Genomic DNA, 15,429 nt, shown 5'->3' on the forward strand with positions numbered 1-15,429 from the left:
GCCCCACGTGACGCGGGTGCCAAAACGCCTCACACCTGTCGGATCCGGTCGATAAGGTCTCGCCGAGTCGCGCACCTCAGCGCACCCGGCACCAGGAGACCCCATGCCTTCACCTGCCCGTCCGCGGACCGTGCGACGCCTCGTCGCCGCCGCCCTCGCCGCTCTCCTCACCCTCACCGGCCTGGCCACCGCCGCGTCGGCCGACGACGCGGTCGGCACCGTCACCGGCCGTGTGGTCGACAGCGCGGGGACCCCCGTCGTCGGCGTCACCGTCGAGCTCACGACCACCATGGGCATGTCGACCGGGGCGGTCGTGCTCACCGACGCCCAGGGCGGCTACACCGTCGGGTCCGTCGCCCCCGGCACGTACCTCGTGCACGTCATGCCTCCCGGCGACAGCCCTCTGCTCGAGGGCTACCACGGCGGGTCACGCGCGTGGGAGGCGACGTGGTTGTCCGTCACCACGGGCGCGACGACACAGGTCGGCGACACCGTGCTCCAGACGGCGGCGATCGTCGAGGGCCGTGTGCTCGCCGCCGGCCAGCCGGTCTCCACGGCGTCCGTCTCGCTGACCGCCACCTCGGGCTTCAGCGGCGGGTTCGGCTCGACCTGGACGGACGGGACGTTCCGCATCAAGGCACCCGCGGGTGACTACCGGGTGCAGGTCACCGGTCCGTGGGGCTCGGGGCTGATGACGACGTACTGGCCCGGCACGCAGGACCAGACGCAGGCCGGCGTCGTCACCGCCGTCGCCGGGCGGTCCACGGCGCTCGGGGACATCGCGCTGACCACCGGCGCGACGATCACGGGGACGGTCACCGGCCCTGACGGGGCGCCCGTGGCCGGCGTGTCGGTCTGGGCGACGCAGCAGAGCCCGGGCTTCTCCTCGATGACGACCACGGCGCCCGACGGCACCTACGCGATCGGCGGCCTGGTGGCGGGCGAGTACCAGCTCCAGTTCCGCCCCGCGGCGGGCTCCGGGCTGCGGTCGGAGTACTTCGACGGCGTCGACGACTGGGCGTCCGCGACCCCCGTCGCCGTCACCGCGGGCGGCACGACCGCGCGCGTGGACGCCTCCCTGCGCCAGGGCGTGTGCCTCACCGGCGTCGTGCGCAGCGCCGCGGGCACCCCCGTCTCCGGCGCCCTGGTCCTCCTGCACCCGGCGGACGGCGGCACCGCGAGCCCGCACGGCACGACGGGCTTCGACGGCACCTTCCGCGTCTCCGACGCGGCTCCCGGTGACTACCTCCTCGAGGTCAGCACGTGGAACGACGACCTGGCCGACGGGTTCTACCCCGGCAGCACCGGCCGGGACGACGCGACCGTGCTCACGCTCGCCGCGGGCGACTGCGTCGACGTCGACCCGGTCACGATGCCCGTCGGCGGCACGATCACCGGACGCCTGCTGGCGGTCGACGGCACGCCGACGGCCGGCAACGTCACCGTGACGAGCGACGACGGGGCCTACGGCAGCGCGACCGCGGGACCCGACGGCCGGTTCGTCGTGCGCGGCCTCGCGAGCGGCGACTACGTGGTCCAGGCCAGCGCGTTCGGCGGCGGCATCGCCGTCTACCACCCGGGCGTCCCGACGCGCGCCGACGCCGAGACGGTGCGGGTGACCCTCGGCGAGGACACGGCGACCGGTGACCTGCGCATCGTCGCGGGCGGCACGCTGACCGGCACCGCGGTCAAGCCCGACGGCTCCGGGTTCAGCTCCGAGCTGTACGTCACGCCGGTCGGCGGCGGGTACGACGACACGCTGCTGCGCTACGTCGTCGACGGCGCGTTCACCGCCGGCGACGTGGTGCCGGGCCGCCACATCCTCTCGGTGGTCGCGGAGAGCCGCGGCTCGAGCGGCTTCTACGACGGCGTCACCACGTACTACGACGGCGGCGTCGGCACGCAGCAGCGCAGCAAGGCCGTGCCGCTCGACGTCGCGGCGGGCCAGACCGTCGACGGCCTGCACCTCGTCGTGCCGCCGCGCGGCACCGCGGCCGCGCAGGTCACGGCGGTGTCCTCGCCGCAGCCCGCGCCGGTCGGCCGCCCGGCGACCGTGCGGGTGACCGTCACGGGTGACGGCACGACGCCGACCGGTGCCGTCGGGATCTACGGTCCGACCGGGTTCCTCGGCGACGCGCTCCTCGAGGACGGCCGCGCGGACGTCACCTTCACGGTGCCGGACGTCGAGTGGGCCACCGACGGCGGGACGCCGCAGATCGGCGTCGAGTACGTCGGCGACGCCGTCCACGACCGGCAGTACGTGAGCGTGCCGTTCGCCGTGACGACGTCGACCGACCCGGAGCCCGCACCGCCGACGGTCTCGTCCGTCGACCCGGCCGCCGGGTCGGCGCTCGGCGGCACCCAGGTCGTCGTCACGGGCAGCGGTTTCGTGGGGACGCCGGAGGTGACGTTCGGCGGGGTCGCGGCCACCGGCGTCGTCGTGGAGTCCCCCACCACGCTGCGCGCGACCGCGCCGGCCCACGCGGCGGGGCCGGCGCCCGTGGTCGTCACGACCGACCGGGGCGCGAGCGACGGCACCGTGGCGTACACCTACGAGCACGTGCCGACGGCGACCACGCTCACCGCGACGCCGGCGACCGTGCCGAGCGGTGGCTCCGTGACCCTCACCGCGACGGTGGCGGCCGCGGGCGTCGTCCCCGGCGGCGCGGTCGCGTTCACGGTGGCCGGCGGCCAGCCCCGGACGGTGCCGCTCGTCGACGGGACCGCGTCGCTCACCGTCACGGCCGGCACGGCCGGGACGCAGGTCGTCACGGCGGCGTTCGTGGGCGACACGACGTTCGCGTCGTCGACCTCGACGCTCGACCTCGTCGTCACACCGGCGGCCGTGAAGCCCGTGCTCACGGCCGTGCTGCCGCCGGTCGCGTGCACCGCCGGCGGGACCACGGTGCTGCTGGCCGGGCGCAACCTCACCGGCACGACCGGCGTGACGTTCGGGTCGACGGCCGCGGCGTCGTTCCGCGTGGTCAGCGACACCGCGGTGTCCGTGCGGGTCCCGGCGCACGCCGCGGGCAAGGCCGAGGTCCGGGTCACCACGCCGGGCGGCACCACGAAGGCCGTGCCGTTCGTGTACGTCGCGCCGCCGCGCGGCTTCACGTGCCCGAAGGTGGCGGCCGTGTCCTGACGGACGCGTCGCACGACGACGGGAGGGGTCACCGGGCGCGGCTCGGTGGCCCCTCCCTCGTCGTGGGTGGTCCACGGCAGCATGGGCGGCGGACCCGCGGCCGCGTGCGCCGCGGGCGGCGGAGGAGACGACGATGACGTGGTGGATCTGCCGGACGTGCGCGGTGGAGAGCGCCGCACGGTCCGACGTGTGCCCCATCTGCGCCGACGAGCGGCAGTGGGTGCCGCAGACCGGGCAGGAGTGGACGACGCTCGACGCGCTGCAGGCCGAGGGCCACCGCGTCGCGGTCCGTGAGCTCGAGCCGGACCTCTTCGGGCTCACCGCGTCGCCCGGCGTGGGGATCTCGCAGGAGTCGAAGCTGCTGCGCACACCCGCCGGGATGCTGCTGTGGGACCCGCTGGGCTTCGTCGACGACGCGGCCGTGGCGGCGGTCCGCGCGCTCGGGGACGTCGTCGCCGTGGCCGCGTCGCACCCGCACATGTTCGGCGTGCAGGTCGAGTGGAGCCGCGCGCTCGGCGGGATCCCCGTGCTGGTGTCCGCGGCCGACGCGGGCTGGGTGCAACGGCCCGACCCCGTGGTCCAGACGTGGGAGGGCGAGCGCGCGGTGCTGCCCGGCGTCGTGCTGTCGCAGCCCGGCGGGCACTTCCCCGGCAGCGCGGTCGTGCACTGGTCCGCGGGCGCCGAGGGCCGCGGGGTGCTGCTGTCGGGCGACACGATCTTCGCCAACCCCGACCGCACGGCGTCGTTCATGCGGTCCTACCCCAACCGCATCCCGCTGTCGGGCGCGGTCGCGCTGCGGGTCGCCGAGCACGTGGCGCGGCGACCGTTCGACCGGCTCTACAACAACTTCGACGGCGTCATCCCCGCGGACGCGACCGCCGTCGTCCGGCGGTCGGCCGAGCGGCACGCCGCCTGGACCCGCGGGGACTTCGACGACCTCACCTGACGCGCGCGCGTCGCGAGGTCGACATACCGTCGGGGAGGGCGGACGCCCGTCACCACGGCGGAGCGACCGCACAGCCGCTCCCAGGAAGAGGGAGCACCCATGAGCAACCCGATCCCCGACCCCGGACGCGTGCCGGACTCGCCGGTGTTCGACGACCTCCCGCCCGACGACCCCCGCCGGGAGGAGGACCCGCTGCCGAGCGACGCGCCACCCGCACCCGACGCGCCCGACGTGCCGGACCGCGGCGACCTGGGCCCGACGACGTCGGCCGGGGAGCCGCCCGACTGACCCGAGGAGCCATCATGTGGGCCTTCCTGATGCGCCGCGTGCGCACCGTCCTCATCGCCGCCGTCGTCGTGCCCGTCGTCTCGGGCGTCGCCGGGAAGATCGCGTCCCGCGTCGAGCACGCACAGGGCGGACCGACGCTCGTGTCGCGCAGCCTGCGGCTCGTGGAGTCGACCGGCCGTCGCGCGCGCCGCGCGCTCGCCTGAGCCGCCCGCCACAGCGGGACGCTGACGCACCGACGGGATCCGTCCGGTTCACGCCGGCCGGGTCCCGTCGTGCTGCGCCGGTCGACGGGGACCGTCCGCCCTCCGGGCGCGGCACGCCGCTGCACCGGTCCGACGGTTCCATCCGTCCCGCCCGGCGCGGCATGCCAGTCCGACGGGTCCGTCCGCCCCGCCGGGCGCGGCGCCTCCGCCGGTGTCGGTCGACGTCAGCTGAAGTACGCGCCCCCGTTGACGTCGAGCACCGCGCCCGTCACGAAGGCCGCGCCGTCGGAGACCAGGTAGAGGACCGCCTCCGCGACGTCGTCGGGGATCCCCGCGCGACCGACCGCGGCCGCCGCGACCGCCGCCCGCTGGGCCGGCTCCGGGGTGTGCGTCGCGTGGAACGGCGTGTGCGCGACGAACCCCGGCGCGACCGCGTTCACCGTGATGCGCCGCGGCCCGAGCTCGCGCGCCAGCGCCCGCGTGAACCCCTCGAGCGCCGCCTTCGCGGTCGTGTACGCGACCATGCCCGTGCCGCCGCCGCTGCGGGCCGCCTGCGCACCGATGCTCACGACGCGGCCGCCGTCCGGCATGACCGACAGCGCCGCACGCGTCGCGTAGAACACCGACGACAGGTTGAGGTCGAGGACGTGGTGCCAGTGCGCGTCGTCCATCGCGGCGAGCGTGCGCCGCTCCACGATGCCGCCGACGTTGTTGACGAGCAGGTCGATCCCGCCGCCCAGCGCCGCGGCCGCGGTGCTCACCGCCTTGTCGACGTCCCACGAGTGCCGCGCGTCGACCTGGACCGCCGTCGCCGAGCGGCCCTCCTCCTCGATCTCCGCGACGACCTGCGACGGGTCGTGCGCGAGGTGCGTGACCGCGACGTCCGCACCGGCGCGTGCGAGCGCGACGGCCACCGCGCGGCCGATCCCGCTCGCGCCGCCCGTGACCAGCGCGCGTCGCCCCTTCAGCCCTTCGCCCACGTCGTCCTCCCTGACCCGCTCGTGACGGGTGCGCGCGAGCCGGGCAGCCCGGGGTCCGGTCCCCGGACCCGGCGTCGCTGGCGGAACGGTATCGAGGCGCTTCGCCCCAGGAACAGCCCGTACGTCCTTTTCGTCCGTCCGGTCGACACCCACCCGGTCCAACCGCGGCCGGGCGGGTGGCGCCCGCGACCGCGTCGTGGACCAGCGGGGCCGTCGCACGGAGGTGTCGGCCAGGGCCGGTAACGTCGCCGTCCATGCGTCTGGCCACCTGGAACATCAACTCGATCCGCGCCCGCACCGAGCGGGCCGTGTCCTTCCTCGAGCGCAGCGGCGTCGACGTCCTCGCGCTGCAGGAGACGAAGTGCAAGGACGAGCAGTTCCCCCGTGAGCCGTTCGAGGCCCTCGGATACCAGGTCGCGACCGCCGGGCACAGCCAGTGGAACGGTGTCGCGATCGTGTCGCGCGTGGGGATCGAGGACGTCGAGGTCGGGTTCCCCGGCATGCCGACGTGGGGCGACCCCGCCGTCGCGGAGGCCCGTGCGCTCGGCGCGACGTGCGGCGGCGTCCGCGTCTGGAGCCTGTACGTCCCGAACGGGCGCGAGGTCGACGACCCGCACTACGTCTACAAGCTCGAGTGGCTCGCGCGGCTCCGCGACGCGGCCGAGGGCTGGCTGGCCGCCGACCCCGCCGCCCCGTTCGCGCTCGTCGGGGACTGGAACATCGCGCCGCTCGACACCGACGTGTGGGACCCGGCCTGGTTCGCGGGCCGCACGCACGTCACGCCCGCCGAGCGCGACGCGTTCACCGCGCTCGCCCGGGCCGGCCTCACCGAGGTCTCCCGCGAGCACCTGCCCGCCGAGCACACCTACACCTACTGGGACTACCAGCAGCTGCGGTTCCCGCGGAACCAGGGCATGCGCATCGACCTCACGTACGCCTCGCCCGCCCTGGCGGCACGGGTCACGGGCGCGGCGATCGTGCGGGACGAGCGCAAGGGCAAGGCGCCCTCCGACCACGTCCCCGTCGTCCTCGACATCGGCGACCGACCGACCTCCTGAGCGGGAGGTCCGCGCGTGGGCGCGGTCGGCTAGGTTGCGGCCATGAGCAACGAGCCGGGCGGGCCGACGCCCGAGCAGAACCCCTTCGCCGCCCCGGACGCCCCGAAGCCGTCCCCGGGGACGACGCAGCCCGTCCCGCCTCCCCCGAGCGGGTACGAGGCCGTGCCGGACCCCGCGTCGGCGGCGGGACAGCCGCCCGTCGGGCAGCAGCCGACCACCGGTCAGCCGGGCGAGCAGCAGCCGACCTACGGGCAGCAGCCCGGGCACGGCCAGCCCGGCTACGGCCAGCAGCCCGGCTACGGCCAGCAGCCCGGGTACGGCCAGCCCGGTGCCGCGCAGCAGCCCGGGTACGGCCAGCCTGGTTACGGTCAGCAGCAGGGCCACGGTCAGCAGCCCGGCTACGGTCAGCAGCCCGGCTACGGCCAGCAGCCCGGGTACGGCCAGCCTAGTTACGGTCAGCAGCAGGGCCACGGTCAGCAGCCCGGCTACGGCCAGCAGCCCGGCTACGGCCAGCAGCCCGGGTACGGCCAGCCCGGCTACGGGCAGCAGCCGGGCTACGGGCAGCCGCAGGCCTACGGCGCCTACGGGCAGCAGCCCGGGTACGCCCCGGCGACCCGGACGACGGACGGGCTCGCGATCGCCTCGATCGCGACGAGCGCCGGTGGCCTGCTGCTCACCGCAGGCCTGCTGTCCCCCGTCGGCCTCGGGCTGGGCATCGCGTCGCTGCGCCGCATCCGGCGGACCGGTCAGGACGGGCGCGGTCTCGCGATCGCCGGCATCGTCGTCGGGGCAATCGGCACCGCGGTGATCGCCGTCAGCATCGTGGTGGGCCTCATCCTCTTCGCACGGGTCGCCACGGACGACAGCGTCCAGACCGCGCTCGACGACCTGGGCGAGACCGTCGACGAGGGCCAGACCGGGCCGGACGCGTCCGGCGAGCTCGGCTACTGGGAGCTGCGGACGGACCTGCCGGTCGGCACGTGCCTCGCCGCGTACCCGAACCAGTACGACATGAGCGACGCCGAGGTCGTAGCGTGCTCCGAGCCGCACAGCACCGAGATCGTCGCCCTGGTCCAGCTGGACGGGCCGATCGTCGACGACGTGGACGACCCCGCCTACGACGCGGCGGTCGACGTCTGCTTCACCGCGATCGACTCGCGCGCACCGGGCCTGTTCGACGTCGGCGGGTTCCCGGACGTGTACTACCCGCACCCCGACGACTTCGACCAGGCGGGCGGGTCGACGGCGCTCTGCACGTACACCGCGGACGACCCGGACCTCACGGGCTCGATCGTCGTCGGTGACCTGCAGGTCGCCGGGCAGGGGGTCGGCTCCTGAACGAGCCGCTCGGGCGGGGGGACGACTACCCCGAGCCGTACTACGCCGCGGGCTGGGAGGACGCCCCCGCACGTCGCGAGCCGCTCGCGGGCTGGGCGCTCGCCGCGGGCGTGCTCCTGCTGGCCCCGCTCGCGCTGGTGCTCGGGATCGTCGCGCTGCGCCGCACGTCGGCGCACGGCACCCGGGGCCGCGGGATGGCGGTCGCCGCGATCGTGCTCGGCGCCCTGGGGACGCTCGGCGTCGTCGTGGCCGTCGTCGTCGGGCTCGTGACCGCGCAGACGACGCGTCCCCTGCCGGGCGACGTCGGGTCGGCGCGCGACGCGCACGCCGTGCAGCTCGTGACCGGCACGTGCGTCGAGCAGCTGCCCGCCGACGGGTCGGTCGACGTGGTGCGGGTCGTGCCGTGCGCGCAGCCGCACGAGGCGCAGGTCGTCACGGAGTACGACTTCGCGGAGAACGCGGTGTGGCCGGGTCAGCAGGCGGCCGACGCGCGCGTCGCGAAGGCGTGCGTGCTCGACGACGCGGAGACGGCGGCGGGTGTGCGACCGGTGACGTGGGCGCCGACCGAGCAGGGCTGGTCGCGCGGCGACCGTCGCGGGCTGTGCCTCGCGGTGGTGGACGGCGGGGGCGTGACCGGGTCGTTCCTGGACGGGTCGGCGACGCTGCCCTGAGCCGGCGCCGCCCTGAGCCGCGGCGCGGTCGGCCCGCGGGTCCCTGCCCACGACCGGCCCGACGCGCGGACGTGGTGCCGCGCAGCGGTCGTCAGCCGCGGTCGGGCACGGCGCGGCGGCGGCGGGTGCGCGTCCACACGAACCGGCCGACGAGCCACGCGAGGATCGCGTAGACCAGCCAGTTCAGCCAGTCGCTGTACCGCCCGATGTCCTCCCACCGGTCGCCGAGGGCGTATCCCGCGAGGATCAGGCCCGCGTTCCAGACACCCGAGCCGATCACCGTGAAGACGCTGAACCGCAGCAGCGGCATCCGCTCGACGCCCGCGGGGATCGACACCAGGCTCCGCACGACCGGCACGCACCGCCCGACCAGCACCGCGGCGCCGCCGTGCCGGACGAACCACTCCTCCGACCGGTCGAGGTCCTCGACCTCGACGAGCGGCACCTTGCCGAGCCAGCGGCGCAGCCGCACCCGCCCGACGCTCGCGCCGATCCCGTACAGCACCCACGCGCCGATCAGCGAGCCCAGCGTCGAGGCGACGATCGCCCACACGAGCGACATCTCCCCCTGGCTCGCGACGTACCCGGCGACGGGCAGCACGACCTCGGACGGCAGCGGCGGGAAGACGTTCTCGAGCGCGACGAGCAGCCCGACCCCGACGGGTCCGAGCGCGGCGATCACGGAGACGACCCACCCGACGAGGCCGGTGAGCTCGGCCTCCGAGGTGGTGGTGGCGAGGGTCGCGTGGGGCCCGAGACCGGCGGCCAGCTGCAGGGGGGACCTCATCGGTCCGATGCTGTCATCCGCCCGCGACGGACGCGCGGCGGGTCACTCGCCCGGGTAGACGACGCCCAGCTGGCGGCGGGCCTCGTCGGCGGTCTCGAGGATGCGGACCGTCTCGGCCAGCGGCAGCAGCGGCGAGTCGGTGCGCCCCTCGGCGACGTAGGTCGCGAAGGCCGCGGCCTGGTACGCGAGCCCGTCGTACCCGGTGACGCGGTTGGCGTCCCAGCGGGCCGTGCGGTCGCCGACCGTCACGGTGAGCGCGGACGGGACGTACGCCGACTCGTCGACGCGCACGTGGCCGAGCGATCCGTGCACCGCGGTCGTCTGACCCGCGGCGGTGAGCATCGACGTGAAGAGCTGCGCCTGCGCCGCGCCGTACGCGACCTGCAGGCTGACCTGCGCGTCGACCCCGGTCGACGTGAGCGACCCGGTCGCCTGGACGGCCGACGGCGCGACGCCGAGACCCGCGTGCCGGGCGACGAACGAGGCGAACGCCACCGGGTACACCCCGAGGTCGAGCAGCACACCGCCCGCGAGCGCCGGGTCGACGAGCCGGTGCGTGGGGTCGACCTCGGCGCGCACCGCGAAGTCGCCGGTGACGCGGTGGACGTCGCCGAGCGCGCCGTCGTCGAGCAGCTGCCGCAGCACGTCCGTGTGCGGCAGGTACCGCGTCCACATCGCCTCCATGAGCAGCACGCCGGCCTCGCGGGCCGCGTCGACGAGGTCGCGCGCCTCGGCGGCGTTGCGCGTGAAGGCCTTCTCGACGAGCACGTGCTTGCCGGCGCGCAGCGCGAGGAGCGCCTGCTCGTGGTGGTGGCTGTGCGGGCTCGCGACGTAGACGGCGTCGATGCCGGGGTCCCCGACGAGCTCCTCGTACGACCCGTGCGCGCGCTCGAACCCGTGCTCGTCGGCGAACGCCTGCGCCCGCTCGCGCGACCGCGACCCGGCGGCGACGAGCTGCTGGTGGCTGTGCTCGCGGACGGCCGTGGCCCAGCGCCCCGCGATGTAGCCGGGCGCCAGGACACCCCAGCGCAGCGGCGGGGCGTCGGCGGGGTCGGGCGTGCGCGGGTCGGGCAGGTGCAGGTCGGCGGGCATCGGGCCAGCGTGCCAGACGCCCGCGCGGCGAGCCCCCGGCGACCGCCCGGCAGACCGCGCGCCCCGGCCCGTCACCCCCCGTCCGCCGGTGGCGTGGAAGGTCTGTCACGCCTGGTGCGACAGACCTTCCACGCGGGCGGACCGCGGCGACGGGGGTCAGGCCGCGGACGTCACCGTGAGCGTGTCGCCGTCGCGGTCGACGCGGACCGTCTGCCCGTCGTGCACCTCGCCGGCGAGCAGCGAGCGGGCCAGCCGGTCGCCGATCTCGCGCTGGACGAGCCGTCGCAGCGGGCGCGCACCGTACGCGGGGTCGTACCCCTCGAGCGCGAGCCACTCGCGCGCGGCGGGCGTGACGTCGAGCGTGAGCCGACGGTCGGCCAGCCGCCGGGCGAGCGACGCGACCTGCAGCTCGACGATGTGCCCGATCTCGTCGAGCGACAGCGGGTCGAACAGCACGACGTCGTCGAGCCGGTTGAGGAACTCGGGCTTGAACGCGGTCCGCACGGCGCTCATGACGGCGTCGCGCTTCGCGTCGGCGGACAGCAGCGGGTCGACGAGGAACTGCGACCCGAGGTTCGACGTGAGCACGAGGATGACGTTGCGGAAGTCGACCGTGCGGCCCTGGCCGTCGGTGAGGCGGCCGTCGTCGAGCACCTGGAGCAGCACGTCGAAGACCTCGGGGTGCGCCTTCTCGACCTCGTCGAGCAGCACGACGGAGTACGGCCGGCGGCGGACGGCCTCGGTGAGCTGGCCGCCCTCCTCGTACCCGACGTACCCCGGGGGCGCGCCGACGAGCCGCGCGACCGAGTGCTTCTCGGAGTACTCCGACATGTCGATGCGGACCATGGCCCGCTCGTCGTCGAAGAGGAAGTCCGCGAGCGCCTTGGCGAGCTCGGTCTTGCCGACACCGGTCGGCCCGAGGAACAGGAACGAGCCCGTCGGGCGGTCGGGGTCGGAGATGCCGGCCCGCGCACGGCGGACCGCGTCGGACACGGCCGCGACGGCGGGGCGCTGGCCGATGAGCCGCTCGCCGAGCACGTCCTCCATGCGCAGGAGCTTCGCGGTCTCGCCCTCGAGCAGCCGGCCCGCGGGGATGCCGGTCCAGGCGGCGACGACCTCGGCGACCTCGTCGGGCCCGACCTTGTCGGCGATCATCGGTGTGCCCTGCGCGGCGACCTCGTCGTCGGTCGTCTCCTCGCTGGCCTCGGCCTCGGCGATCTCCCGCTCCAGCGCCGGGATCTCCCCGTACTGGAGCCGCGCCGCAGCCTCGAGCGAGCCCTCGCGGAGCAGCCGCTCGGCGTCGGTGCGCAGCGTGTCGAGCCGCGCCTTGAGGTCACCGACGAGGTTGTGACCCGCCTTCTCCTTCTCCCACCGCGCGGTGAGGGACGCGAGGTCCTCGCGCCGGTCGGCGAGGTCCTTGCGCAGCCGCTCGAGACGGTCGAGCGACGCGGGGTCGTCGGACTCCTGGAGGACGACCTCCTCCATCTCCAGGCGCGTGACGGCGCGCTGCAGCTCGTCGATCTCGACGGGCGAGGAGTCGAGCTCCATGCGCAGCCGGGACGCGGCCTCGTCGACCAGGTCGATCGCCTTGTCGGGCAGCTGACGGCCGGTGATGTACCGGTCGGACAGGGTCGCGGCGGCGACGAGCGCGGCGTCGGAGATCGTCACCTTGTGGTGCGCCTCGTACCGCTCCTTGAGGCCACGCAGGATCGCGACGGTGTCCTCGACGGACGGCTCGCCGACGAACACCTGCTGGAAGCGACGCTCCAGGGCGGGGTCCTTCTCGATGCGCTCGCGGTACTCGTCGAGCGTCGTCGCGCCGACCAGGCGCAGCTCGCCGCGGGCCAGCATGGGCTTGAGCATGTTGCCCGCGTCCATCGCGCCCTCGGACCCGGCGCCCGCGCCGACCACGGTGTGCAGCTCGTCGATGAACGTGACGACCTGCCCCTCGGCACCGGTGATCTCGGCGAGGACGGCCTTGAGCCGCTCCTCGAACTCGCCGCGGTACTTGGCGCCCGCGACCATCGCCGCGAGGTCGAGGCTCACGAGCCGCTTGCCCCGCAGGGACTCGGGCACGTCACCGGCGACGATGCGCTGCGCGAGCCCCTCCACGACGGCCGTCTTGCCGACGCCGGGCTCGCCGATGAGCACGGGGTTGTTCTTGGTCCGGCGGGAGAGCACCTGCACGACGCGGCGGATCTCCGAGTCGCGCCCGATGACCGGGTCGAGCTTGCCGTCCCGCGCGCGCTGCGTCAGGTCGATGCCGTACTGCTCGAGCGCCTTGAACGTGCCCTCGGGGTTCGGCGTGGTCACGCGCGCGTTGCCCCGGACGTTCGGCAGCGCGGCCGCGAGCGCGTCGCGGCTCGCACCGGCGGAGCGCAGCGCGTCGGCCACGCCGGACTGCCCGGCGGCGAGCCCGAGCAGCAGGTGCTCGGTCGAGACGTAGTCGTCGCCGAGCGCGCGCGCCTCGGCGGACGCGGCCTCCAGGGCGGCGGCGGTCGCGCGCGACGCGGACGGCTGCGCGACGGTCTGGCCGGCCGACGACGGCAGGCCGACGAGCGTCGAGCGCACCGAGCGGCCGAGCGCGGCACGGTCGGCGCCGACGGCGTCGAGCAGCGCGTTCGCGACGCCGCCCTCCTGCTGGAGCAGGGCGTTGAGGACGTGCGCGGGCTCGAGCTGGGGGTTGCCGGCGGCCGACGCCTGCTGGATGGCGTCGCCGAGGGCCTCCTGCGAGCGGGTGGTGAACTTGGCGTCCACGGAATCTCCTGTCCGAGCGGTATCGGGGTCTGCCCGACTCAACATCGACCAAACTTGAGTCTATTCCGCTCAACTTGGCCGAGCGACCCGATCCGATCGGTGACGACGGCGGGGCCGGCCGTCCGGGCACCCTCGCCGACGCGTCAGGACGTCGGCCTGCCCGCGCACTGGCCGCGCCGGGTCCCGTCGACGGTCACCCCGTCGAGCACGGCGACCCCGCCCACGTTCGCGCGGCACACCAGGTCACCCGCGACGCGCACGTCGCCGACCCGCACCGGGCCCACGTTGCGCAGGAGCGTGAGCGTGCCGCCCACGGTCGTCGTCGGTGCGTCGGGTCCCGTGGGGCACGTCGCGCGGGGACCCACGTCGACGGCGGCCGCTGCGTCGCGGACGGTCACGCCTCCCGCGACGTCGGTCCCGCACACGATCACGCCGAACGGCGGTCGGGTGATCTGGAGCGACCCGCCGAGCGTCGAGTCCAGGATCCACGTCCAGCCGTCGGTGATCCGGACGTCGCCGTCGACGGTCGCGCGCTCCAGGTCGGTCTCGAACGCGCTCGACCGGACGTCGCCCAGCACGTGCACGTCCGCGAGCTCCAGCCACTGGCCCGGGCCGGTGACGTCACCGGCGACGGTCGAGCCGAACGCGAGCACGACCGCGGTTGCGGCGCGCAGGCGGATCGCGCCGAGGTCCGACCCGTAGACCTGCACCGACCCGGCGACGCGCAGCGTCCCGTCGACGGTCGAGTCGCGCAGCAGCAGGTACGAGCCCTCGGCCTCGAGGACCCGCACGTCGCCGTGCACGACGGAGTCGGTGAGCTCGCACGGCCCGTCGACGAGCAGGTCGCCGTCGACCACGACGTCACGCGCCTGCCACGGCAGGGCGCTGCAGCGGGTCACCCCGGACCCGTGCCCCGTCCGCTCCCGCGCGTCCGCGACCCCCGCGGGTCCGACCAGGGCACCCGTCGCGAGCGTCACGGCGGCGAGCGCCACGGTCAGCCGGCGGACATGAGCACGCATGGTCCTGCTCCCGACGTGTGGGGACGTGACGAGCCCAGTGTCCTCGCACCCTGCGGCCGTCACCGGTCCGATCGGGCAGCCGTTCGGATGGTCCGACCGTCGCGCGGGCGTGCTGCCGGCGAACGGTCGCCGACGCGTCACCTCCCCGTCGGCCGGGCGACACGTCGCGCGCCTAGCGTCGCGAGCGACACCGAAGAGAGAGCAGGGCGACGATGACCCTCACGATGACGCTCGTCCGGCACGGGCGCACCCACTTCAACGCACGCCGCGTCCTGCAGGGACGCTGCGACTCCCCCCTGACCCGCGACGGCCGCGCCGGCGTGCGGACCACCGCGCGGCACCTCGCCGACGTCCCGTTCACCGCCGCGTGGTCCTCGCCGTCCGGCCGGGCCGTCGCCACCGCGGTCGAGCTGCTGCGCCACCACGACGGCATCCCGCTGCGCACCGACCGCGGGCTGCTGGAGTACGCGTTCGGGATCTACGAGCAGAAGCCCGAGAGCGTCCTCGACCAGGTCGTCGCGTGGCCCGACCTGGTCACCGAGGTCCTCGCCGGTCGCCACCCCGGCCTGCCCGGCGGCGAGCACGCGCGCGACTTCATGGACCGCACGCGCGACGTCTTCGCCCGCATCGCCGCGCAGCACGAGGACGGGCACGTCCTCGTCGTCGGCCACGGCCTCACGCTCGGCGCGTACCTGGCGACGGTCGACGAGGTCGGCCTGGTGCCGCTCCCGAACGCGTCCGTCTCGACCGTCGATGTCGACCGCGACGGCACCCCCCGCATCACGAGCCTCGCCGTCGACGTCGCGCACCAGGGCCACATCGCGGCCCGCCCGATGCGCACCGCGACGGCGGTCCCGTCGGTCGCCTGACGCACGACCCGCCGTTCGACCCGGTCCTGGGTACCGCTCAGGCGCGTCCAGCGACCGCCAGGACCGGGTCGGCGAGCGCGGCAGTCACCCAGGACCGGGTCGGCGGGCGCGGCGGTCACCCACGACCGGGTCGGCAGGCGCGGCGGTCACCCACGACCGGGTCGGCAGGCGCGGCGGTCACCCACAACCGGGTCGGCAGGCGCGGCGGTCACCCACAACCGGGTCGGCGGGCGCGGCGGTCCGTGACGGCCGGTCGGCGTGTGCTGCCGGCGCGCGGGT

General features: G+C 75.4%; 13 protein-coding genes. 8 read left to right on the forward strand and 5 right to left on the reverse strand.

The window, feature by feature from the left end:
* The first annotated feature begins 103 nt into the window (after window positions 1–103).
* From GXP71_RS14910 to GXP71_RS14925, 4 genes are all read left to right on the forward strand, one after another.
* Window positions 104–3,142 carry a carboxypeptidase regulatory-like domain-containing protein gene (locus GXP71_RS14910; RefSeq protein ID WP_162353287.1) on the forward strand — a complete coding sequence of 1,013 codons (3,039 nt, stop codon included), beginning with the start codon at window positions 104–106 and terminating at the stop codon, window positions 3,140–3,142.
* Between the two features lie 133 nt (window positions 3,143–3,275).
* Complete coding sequence (locus GXP71_RS14915; protein WP_162353288.1) at window positions 3,276–4,088, forward strand: MBL fold metallo-hydrolase; 813 nt, start codon at window positions 3,276–3,278, stop codon at window positions 4,086–4,088.
* A 99-nt stretch (window positions 4,089–4,187) separates the two neighbouring features.
* The gene (locus GXP71_RS14920) at window positions 4,188–4,376 is read left to right on the forward strand and encodes a hypothetical protein (protein ID WP_160142814.1); all 189 of its coding nucleotides are present in this window, start codon (window positions 4,188–4,190) and stop codon (window positions 4,374–4,376) included.
* Between the two features lie 14 nt (window positions 4,377–4,390).
* The gene (locus tag GXP71_RS14925) at window positions 4,391–4,579 is read left to right on the forward strand and encodes a hypothetical protein (RefSeq protein WP_162353289.1); all 189 of its coding nucleotides are present in this window, start codon (window positions 4,391–4,393) and stop codon (window positions 4,577–4,579) included.
* 224 nt (window positions 4,580–4,803) lie between these two features.
* Here the strand turns inward: GXP71_RS14925 and GXP71_RS14930 are convergent, their stop codons facing one another.
* Window positions 4,804–5,559, reverse strand: coding sequence for an SDR family NAD(P)-dependent oxidoreductase (locus GXP71_RS14930; RefSeq protein ID WP_162353290.1), 756 nt, complete (start codon window positions 5,557–5,559; stop codon window positions 4,804–4,806).
* Window positions 5,560–5,813: 254 nt separating this feature from the next.
* Here GXP71_RS14930 and GXP71_RS14935 point away from each other — a divergent pair, with 254 nt between their 5' ends.
* The 3 genes from GXP71_RS14935 (at window position 5,814) to GXP71_RS14945 (ending at window position 8,626) form a co-directional block, all read left to right on the forward strand.
* On the forward strand, window positions 5,814–6,617 hold the full coding sequence (locus tag GXP71_RS14935; RefSeq protein WP_162353291.1) for an exodeoxyribonuclease III: 804 nt from the start codon (window positions 5,814–5,816) through the stop codon (window positions 6,615–6,617).
* A gap of 42 nt (window positions 6,618–6,659) precedes the next feature.
* A complete protein-coding gene (locus tag GXP71_RS14940) occupies window positions 6,660–7,955 on the forward strand; it encodes a DUF4190 domain-containing protein (RefSeq protein WP_162353292.1) in 1,296 nt (431 codons plus the stop codon).
* Window positions 7,956–8,065: 110 nt separating this feature from the next.
* Window positions 8,066–8,626: a DUF4190 domain-containing protein gene (locus GXP71_RS14945; RefSeq protein ID WP_238402437.1), complete on the forward strand. Its 561-nt coding sequence runs from the start codon at window positions 8,066–8,068 to the stop codon at window positions 8,624–8,626.
* Window positions 8,627–8,717: 91 nt separating this feature from the next.
* Here the strand turns inward: GXP71_RS14945 and GXP71_RS14950 are convergent, their stop codons facing one another.
* From GXP71_RS14950 to GXP71_RS14965, 4 genes are all read right to left on the reverse strand, one after another.
* A complete protein-coding gene (locus tag GXP71_RS14950) occupies window positions 8,718–9,413 on the reverse strand; it encodes a DedA family protein (protein ID WP_162353293.1) in 696 nt (231 codons plus the stop codon).
* A 42-nt stretch (window positions 9,414–9,455) separates the two neighbouring features.
* On the reverse strand, window positions 9,456–10,505 hold the full coding sequence (locus GXP71_RS14955; protein WP_162353294.1) for a Gfo/Idh/MocA family protein: 1,050 nt from the start codon (window positions 10,503–10,505) through the stop codon (window positions 9,456–9,458).
* A gap of 156 nt (window positions 10,506–10,661) precedes the next feature.
* On the reverse strand, window positions 10,662–13,262 hold the full coding sequence (clpB, locus tag GXP71_RS14960; protein ID WP_162353295.1) for an ATP-dependent chaperone ClpB: 2,601 nt from the start codon (window positions 13,260–13,262) through the stop codon (window positions 10,662–10,664).
* A 143-nt stretch (window positions 13,263–13,405) separates the two neighbouring features.
* Window positions 13,406–14,281: a hypothetical protein gene (locus GXP71_RS14965; RefSeq protein WP_162353296.1), complete on the reverse strand. Its 876-nt coding sequence runs from the start codon at window positions 14,279–14,281 to the stop codon at window positions 13,406–13,408.
* A gap of 212 nt (window positions 14,282–14,493) precedes the next feature.
* On the opposite strand from GXP71_RS14965, the gene GXP71_RS14970 reads away from it, so the two are divergent.
* On the forward strand, window positions 14,494–15,150 hold the full coding sequence (locus GXP71_RS14970) for a histidine phosphatase family protein (RefSeq protein ID WP_162353297.1): 657 nt from the start codon (window positions 14,494–14,496) through the stop codon (window positions 15,148–15,150).
* Window positions 15,151–15,429 lie beyond the last annotated feature (279 nt).

Source organism: Cellulomonas sp. H30R-01, assembly GCF_010119915.1.
GTDB classification, from domain to species: Bacteria; Actinomycetota; Actinomycetes; order Actinomycetales; family Cellulomonadaceae; genus Cellulomonas; species Cellulomonas algicola.

What these genes read in the sequence shown, in the direction of transcription:
- GXP71_RS14910 (WP_162353287.1), top strand. Translation starts at nt 104, where the DNA reads ATGCCTTCACCTGCCCGTCCGCGGACCGTGCGACGCCTCGTCGCCGCC.
- GXP71_RS14915 (WP_162353288.1), top strand. Translation starts at nt 3,276, where the DNA reads ATGACGTGGTGGATCTGCCGGACGTGCGCGGTGGAGAGCGCCGCACGG.
- GXP71_RS14920 (WP_160142814.1), top strand. Translation starts at nt 4,188, where the DNA reads ATGAGCAACCCGATCCCCGACCCCGGACGCGTGCCGGACTCGCCGGTG.
- GXP71_RS14925 (WP_162353289.1), top strand. Translation starts at nt 4,391, where the DNA reads ATGTGGGCCTTCCTGATGCGCCGCGTGCGCACCGTCCTCATCGCCGCC.
- GXP71_RS14935 (WP_162353291.1), top strand. Translation starts at nt 5,814, where the DNA reads ATGCGTCTGGCCACCTGGAACATCAACTCGATCCGCGCCCGCACCGAG.
- GXP71_RS14940 (WP_162353292.1), top strand. Translation starts at nt 6,660, where the DNA reads ATGAGCAACGAGCCGGGCGGGCCGACGCCCGAGCAGAACCCCTTCGCC.
- GXP71_RS14950 (WP_162353293.1), bottom strand. Translation starts at nt 9,413, where the DNA reads ATGAGGTCCCCCCTGCAGCTGGCCGCCGGTCTCGGGCCCCACGCGACC.
- GXP71_RS14955 (WP_162353294.1), bottom strand. Translation starts at nt 10,505, where the DNA reads ATGCCCGCCGACCTGCACCTGCCCGACCCGCGCACGCCCGACCCCGCC.
- GXP71_RS14965 (WP_162353296.1), bottom strand. Translation starts at nt 14,281, where the DNA reads ATGCGTGCTCATGTCCGCCGGCTGACCGTGGCGCTCGCCGCCGTGACG.
- GXP71_RS14970 (WP_162353297.1), top strand. Translation starts at nt 14,494, where the DNA reads ATGACCCTCACGATGACGCTCGTCCGGCACGGGCGCACCCACTTCAAC.